Origin of the sequence: uncultured Cyclobacterium sp. (genome assembly GCF_963976465.1) — a bacterium.
Taxonomy (GTDB): domain Bacteria; phylum Bacteroidota; class Bacteroidia; order Cytophagales; family Cyclobacteriaceae; genus Cyclobacterium.
In genome coordinates this window covers 1-7,239 of the sequence record NZ_CAXBOC010000292.1, presented here as the reverse complement: position 1 = coordinate 7,239, position 7,239 = coordinate 1, and the positions used below count along the sequence as shown (strand labels likewise).

Sequence of the window (7,239 nt, the reverse complement as noted above, 5' to 3'; positions counted from 1 at the left end):
GAAAGAACAGGGATGAGTTTGAATATTGGGAAAAAGTCAGTAAAAACTTTGAAGAGGCCAAAGATAAAGCAGCATCAAATTACAACATGTACAATAACATGATGGAAGGTTTCTCAAAAATGGCAGATTTGGTGAAGGAAGAATTTGAAGTAACAGATTTTAGTCTTGAGGACTTGGCAAATTTTGAGTCAGATGATGAAAAAATTACTGCGGCCATTGACATGCTTAATCAAATGTTTGGCATGATAAGGCTTGAAGACGCAAGTATTAATACCATCCTTGCAGAATTGGGTAAAGCCGTCAAGCATTTTGAAGTGCAGGCTAAGTATGCTTACAATACAGACTTTGATCCTAGAGGAATTGTTGGGGATGACCCGGATAACTACAAGGAAAAGTATTATGGAAACAATGACCCAACAGGTCCTGATCCTTCCCATGGAACTCATGTTGCCGGTATCATTGCAGCCAACAGAGGAAATGATTTAGGAATTGAGGGGATAGCAGACCATGTATTGATCATGGCTATAAGGGCGGTGCCAAATGGAGATGAAAGGGATAAGGATATTGCCAACTCTATTAGATATGCGGTAGACAATGGTGCAAACGTCATTAATATGAGCTTTGGTAAATCTTATTCTCCTGGTAAAAAATATGTGGACAAGGCAGTCAAGTACGCAGAGAGGAAAGGTGTATTATTGATTCACGCAGCAGGAAATAGCTCAAAGGAAGTCACTCCTGGAAATAATTTCCCTAACAGGTGGTTTGCCAAAAGAGGAGTGTCTGATGCTTGGATAGAAGTAGGTGCTTCAGGACCTAGAGAGGATGAAAATCTTGCAGCGGATTTTTCAAATTTTAGTAAAGAAGGAGTAGACTTATTTGCACCGGGGGTAGATATTTATTCTACCATTCCTGATTCAGGTTATGAAAACAATAGTGGTACAAGCATGGCAGCCCCAACAGTGGCCGGTGTAGCAGCTCTTTTGCTTGCTTACTATCCGGACCTCAAACCAAAAGAAGTACGTAAAATTCTTACAAGCTCTGTTTATAAGGTTGGTGATGACAAAGTACATCAACCGGGAAAAGAAGAATTGGTGGGTTTTGGAGATTTGAGCCAAACCGGTGGGATTGTAAATGCTTATCAAGCCATTAAAATGGCAGAAGAATTGGCAAAATAGTCTGTATATTAAAGCCTCGTAGATGGATTTACCCATTTATTTTGATTACAATGCAAGCACACCTTGCTTTCCGGAGGTGGTAGAGGCCATAGTACCCTACTTTACCTCTACTTTTGGCAATGCGTCAAGTACCCACCATCCTTATGGCTGGTTGGCAGAAGAGGCCGTGGAAACTGCCAGAGAGCAAGTGGCAACATTAATTGGAGCAGAGGCAGATGAAATCATATTTACGAGTGGAGCCACTGAAGCATTAAACCTTGGAATAAAGGGCATGGCTCAGATGGCGGACCCCGGAAAAAATCACCTGATTACCATCGCCACAGAACACAAGGCTGTACTTGATACGATGGAAAGTTTGGCAGACCAGGGATTTGAATTGACCTGTTTACCTGTAGGGGCTGAGGGGGAAATCTCTCTAGACCAATTAAAGTCAAGTTTTAGAGAAAATACCTTGATGGTGGTTGCCATGATGGCCAATAATGAAACAGGAAAGTTACACCCTATCAAAGAAATGGCAGCGCTAACGAAAGCTCATGGGGCGCTCTTTTTAACAGATGCAGTACAAACCGTTGGAAAGGTCCCTGTTGATGTTAGGGATTTGGGAGTGGATGGATTGGCACTTTCAGGTCATAAAATGTATGCACCAAAAGGTGTAGGAGCATTATTTATAAGGAAAGGGCTACCTAAAATTAAATTAAAAGCCCAGATAACGGGCGGCGGCCATGAAAGAGGCCGTAGGAGTGGAACCCTAAATGTGCCCGGAATTGTAGGATTAGGTAAAGCCGCTGAGCGCTGCCTAGAAGATTTGCAGGAGGAAAGCCGCAGGCTTTTTAATTTAAGGAAAGAATTAGAGAATGGTTTACTACAAATTCAGGGTTGCCAACTAAACGGAGGAAGCCATCGACTTCCTCATGTATGCAATGTTTCTTTCAATCAGGTCTCAGGCAAATCCTTGCTGATAAGGGTAAATAAAAAACTGGCGGTAAGTTCCGGGGCTGCTTGTAGTAGCATCTCTGATAAACCCTCTCACGTGTTGACCGCCATGGGTTTGGACCAAAGCTCGGCCATGGCCACCTTACGTCTTTCACTAGGCCGGTTTACTACTGCGGCTGATGTAGCATTTGCCATTGAATACATCCGTGAAGTAATAGAAGATTTGCGTTCTATATAATTTTTAATTTATTAAAATGACAAAGAAAGACTTTACCCACCTGGACAAAACTACCGGAAATCCTGCGATGGTGGATGTAGGAGAAAAAAAAATTACCCGGCGCTTTGCCAAAGCTTCCTGCAGGGTGGTACTTGGAAAAGAAATCATGCGTTCGCTTAATAATGAATCAGAATTGATAACTAAGAAAGGTCCGGTTTTTCAAACGGCGATAATTGCAGGCACAATGGGAGCAAAAAAAACAGCTGAACTTATTCCGCTTTGCCATCCATTAGGCATGGATGATTGTAAGGTATCCATTGAGGCCATAGGGGAGGAGGAGATTTTAATTACTTGCAGTACACGGGTCACAGGGAAAACCGGGGTAGAAATGGAGGCCATGACAGGCGCTTCTGTAGCGGCTTTGACCATCTATGATATGTGCAAAGGTTTTTCTCATGATATTTTAATTAAGGAAGTGAAACTGGAAGAAAAAACTGGAGGTAAAAGTGACTTCAAAAGATAAACACCAAAAACATGTACATTTGGCCAAGCCTGATATGGGGGATTATGGCCGAATTGAATTGGGCTTCTTAGGAACTTCTTGCGGGAACATCCAAAAATTAGCTCATATGGCAATCGAACAATTGGCTTCAACTTATAAAATAGCCTATGTTGATGCTGACCACAAAGAAGGGGATGCGTTGATTGCCGGTAAGGGAGATAAAGAAAGCTTGATGCAGTTTCCAGATGCGGTAGAGCTTAGGGATAAGATCGTATTCAAGAGGTTAGATAGAAAACAAGAACAGGTATCGGTTTTTGAACAACGTGAATGGCTAAATAACCAAGAATTGGTTTTAATCAATGCCAATCATTTTAAAGCCAAAGATCAGGTATTGGTGATTGATCCTAAAAAGCCAATGGAAAAAAAGCTTAGCAAAATCACCCGTGTTCGCTTACTGGTTTTGCAAGAGGGGCAATCAATTATTCCGGAATATATAAAGGAACATATCCATGATTGGGAACAATTACCAGTGGTTAACATTGCTGAAGTGGATAAAATCGTGTCTTTTATAAAAGAATTTACAGACGCAAATCGTGCCGAAGTAAACGGTTTGGTATTGATAGGTGGCAAAAGCAGTCGGATGAACAGAGATAAATCCGGCTTGACTTACCATGACAAAAGCCAAAAAGACCATGTAAGCGACTTGTTGCAAAAACATTGTAAGAAAGTATTCTTGTCTTGTAATGAAGTACAACATGAAAGGCTTCAGGAAAAATATTTGACCATCAAAGACAAAATTGAAGGTTTGGGGCCTATGGGAGGGATTTTGTCTGCATTTATGGGCAATCCGGATGCGGCATGGCTTTCAGTAGCATGTGATTTACCCTTTTTAACCGAAGAAACCATTGCCTTCCTGCTGAAAAACAGAAACCCTTCAAAATTAGCTACAGTATTTTTGGATTCAGATGGCAAGTTCCCTGAACCCCTAATTACCATATGGGAGCCTAGGGCTTACCCGGTATTATTAAGGTATTTGAGTCAGGGATACAGTTGCCCAAGGAAAGTTTTGATCAATTCAGAAGTGGAAATTTTGCAGGCACCGGATGTACGGGAATTCCAAAATGTAAATGATCCAGAAGCCTATGCATCCGCTTTGAAAACGTTAAAAAAAGAAGAGATTTGAAGGTTAAGGCGGCATTTGAATTTCGGTCCATGCCAATTTTTAAAGGTATATTTGCACCATGATAGATTTTACTAAGGAAGGAAGAATAGTCATTACTTGTTACGACAGGAATGCGCCATTTTTAGAAGCAGAGTTACAGGCTTTGAATTTTAAAATCGATGGAGTTTTTCGAACTCATGTTGCATTGACAGGCAGCTTGAATGATTGTATTTTTCTAAATATGCACTTAAGAACAGCCAGTCATGTGTTGTACGAAATCCATAGTTTTCCTTTAGATCACATTAAAGACCTTTACAAGGTTATCAATGAATTGCCCTGGGAAGAATATATAGAAACAGATGGTTATTTCTCAGTTATAAGCAATGTGAAGCATGAAACTGTTGACAATCCCTTGTTTGTCAATGTTAAAATAAAGGATGCTATTGCGGATAGGTTTAGAAACAAGTTCGGCGAAAGACCGGATTCAGGATCTAATTTAGATGAGGCTGTTTTTCAGTTTTTTTGGAAAGGAGACCAAGCTAGTATTTATATCAACACTTCAGGGGATACCCTAATCAAACATGGTTATAGGAAAATACCGGGAAGTGCTCCCATGATGGAGTCACTTGCGGCTGCCTCTCTGGTAGCTTCCGGTTGGGATCAAAACAGTCCCTTTGTCAATCCTATGTGTGGTTCAGGGACTGTTGCCATAGAAGCCACTTTAATGGCTACCAATAGGTACCCCGGCTTATTTAGAGACGATTATGCCTTTATGTACATCAATGGATATGATGCCGGCGTATATTATGGTTTGAAGAAGGATTTGGAAGATAAAATAAAACCAATTCCTGATTTTCCTATTATTGCTTCAGATATAAGTGAAAGGGCCATAAATGCCAGTAAGGCCAATGCTAGAGAAGCTGGAGTTGCCGAATATATCCAGTTTGAAGTTTGTGATTTTAGAGAAGCAACCATACCTGAAGCAGACAAAGGAGCCGTCTTTTTTAACCCGGAGTATGGCGAAAGGCTAGGAGAGGAAGAAGAACTTGAATTGACCTACAGGGAAATTGGTGATTTTATGAAAAAACGCTGTTCAGGTTATACAGGCTTGGTTTTTACAGGAAATCTTGATTTGGGTAAGCGGATTGGATTGAAACCTAAAAGGAGAATTCCATTTTACAATGGAACCATCGACTGCAGACTACTTGTGTTTGAATTGTATAAAGGATCAAAAACGGTTTCCTATAAAAAGCCTGAAAATAATAGTTAGGCGATAAGTCCATCTGGCTTCATTAATGCTAATTTGATAGATCACCTTATCACAAAGTCCAATGGCTTGACCTTTAATATTGGTACTTTAGTAAGCTTTGAAAGGGAGGTCTTAGAAAATAATGCTAGTGTTTGGCATTTACCGGAAATAAAGCCGGAGTTGTTAGCCCATAGCTGCAACTCCGGCTTTTTAATGTTATGAATAGACCTTCCACACGGTGGTAGGAAATAAAGGCTCGCTTATTGACTGATTAATTTTTGATGGATGGCTTTAATCTTTTGATTCAAGTCTAAAATGGCTTTGGCATATACTTCATCCCAATGCTCCAATTTTTCGGTTTTGCTGTTTGCAATTTGATATTCAATAGCCGGAAGAATCCAAGATGCATAACCACTATAAGGATCAGAAGAAGCGTATAATGAAAGAAACCAAGGTCCAAATGGCATTCCTTCCTTATAGATAAAACTTTTTTCTAGTTGAATTAGGGCCGAATTGATTTGTTTTAACTCTTTTTTCTTGAATTTGCCTTGGTCTAGTATTTGAGGCATAAATTGACTGAGTGAATTTGTAGATTCAGCTAAGGATTGGATGGCAGCTTCAGATTGCCGAAAGCCGGTAAATTCAGGGAAATAGGTTTTGATTTTACCGGTAGCAGTAGCGAAATGTTTACGCAAGTCTTCTGCATACCTGGGCGTATCATAAGGTATAAAAGTGGCATTTGCCAGTTTCAAAGACATTATACCTGCCCATTGAGCAACTGCACCTCCCATTTTCAAACTTGGATCAATAAACTTTTCATAGAAATTAAAATCGTCATAATTTGTATGATAAAGCGTTTTCCCTCCTGTACCGCCACTCAATGAAGGTACACCTGTATGCATATAAAAACCTATATGGTCTGATCCACCGCCGAGATTACCTATGGGAAGATTTTTACCGTCTTTGGACCAGCTATCAAACACTGATTTGGAAGAGTCGGGATAAGTGACTTTTTTAGCAGCATCCATCATTATTTTCTTCAAACTTGGAGCAGCCGCTCCCCCAAAATTTCTTCCGGATACCCCTCCATCAAAATTAAGATAGGCCACGGCCTGGCTTCCCAGTTCTTCTTTCATCTGCTCTACCCATTCGGTAGATCCAATGACTCCATATTCTTCACCATCCCAATGAGCAATCATTATTGACCTTTTAGGGCTAAATCCTTCTTCTACCAGCTTACCCAATGCTTCAGACAAGGTTAACAGCATGGCTGTGCCGCTTCCAGGATCCGTAGTCCCAAAAGCCCAAGCATCGTAATGGCAACCTAATATGATCCATTCTTCAGGATACATGCTACCTTTTACTGTACCTATTACATTATTGATTCGGACAATTTCCTTGGGTTGAGATACTGCTAACCTAACTTTTAAAGCAGGTCCTCCATCTAATCTGTAGGTAAATGGGAGGCCTCCCTGCCAACCGCTCGGCACCGGCTTACCTTTCATCAAAGCGATGATTTCTTTGGCAGCTCCATAGCCGATAGGTGTCACAGGAATTGTATGTAAATTTGTTTCTTTGGGATCAAGACGTTTTACTTTAGTCTTGCCCTCCAATGGCAAAGCAGGTTCAAAGGGTGTCAGAGGGTCGCCTATAAAGGTTTCAGTCAAAACAGAACCCCTTTGAATGGCACTCTCACTGTAATTATTCCCTTCCGGGTAAACCAATCCTTTACTGAAGCCATAGTCTTTGGGGTCTGTGTATATCAGGACGCCGGCAGCACCATATTGTTCTGCATATTTTGCCTTAAATCCACGGAAATTTCTGCCGTATCTGGCTAAAACAATTTTACCTTGAATATTAACCCCAAGCTCTTCCAGTTTATCAAAATCTTCTTTGGTTCCATAGTTAGCGTAAACAACCTCTGAGGTGACATCTCCTGAACCTGAATAAGCATTCCAGCCCTTATCGAGGTCAGGGTGGGAGGAGTAAGGGTTTTCTTGG

General features: G+C 40.8%; 6 protein-coding genes. 5 read left to right on the top strand and 1 reads right to left on the bottom strand.

Annotated elements, in window-relative coordinates; genetic code table 11:
• The 5 genes from AAC037_RS15795 to AAC037_RS15775 all read left to right on the top strand — a co-directional run.
• The coding region (locus tag AAC037_RS15795) for a S8 family serine peptidase (RefSeq protein ID WP_339903884.1) at positions 1-1,175 on the top strand (1,175 nt) is incomplete at its 5' end.
• Positions 1,176-1,197: 22 nt separating this feature from the next.
• The gene (locus AAC037_RS15790) at positions 1,198-2,346 is read left to right on the top strand and encodes a cysteine desulfurase family protein (RefSeq protein WP_339903883.1); all 1,149 of its coding nucleotides are present in this window, start codon (positions 1,198-1,200) and stop codon (positions 2,344-2,346) included.
• Between the two features lie 16 nt (positions 2,347-2,362).
• Complete coding sequence (gene moaC, locus AAC037_RS15785; RefSeq protein WP_339903882.1) at positions 2,363-2,848, top strand: cyclic pyranopterin monophosphate synthase MoaC; 486 nt, start codon at positions 2,363-2,365, stop codon at positions 2,846-2,848.
• A complete protein-coding gene (locus AAC037_RS15780) occupies positions 2,832-4,010 on the top strand; it encodes an NTP transferase domain-containing protein (RefSeq protein ID WP_339903881.1) in 1,179 nt (392 codons plus the stop codon). Before moaC ends, AAC037_RS15780 begins: the two co-directional genes overlap by 17 nt.
• A 58-nt stretch (positions 4,011-4,068) precedes the next feature.
• Positions 4,069-5,259, top strand: coding sequence for a THUMP domain-containing protein (locus AAC037_RS15775; RefSeq protein ID WP_339903880.1), 1,191 nt, complete (start codon positions 4,069-4,071; stop codon positions 5,257-5,259).
• 239 nt (positions 5,260-5,498) lie between these two features.
• On the opposite strand, the gene AAC037_RS15770 is transcribed toward AAC037_RS15775, so the two are convergent.
• Positions 5,499-7,239: M28 family peptidase (locus AAC037_RS15770; protein ID WP_339903879.1), on the bottom strand; the 1,741-nt coding region annotated here is incomplete at its 5' end.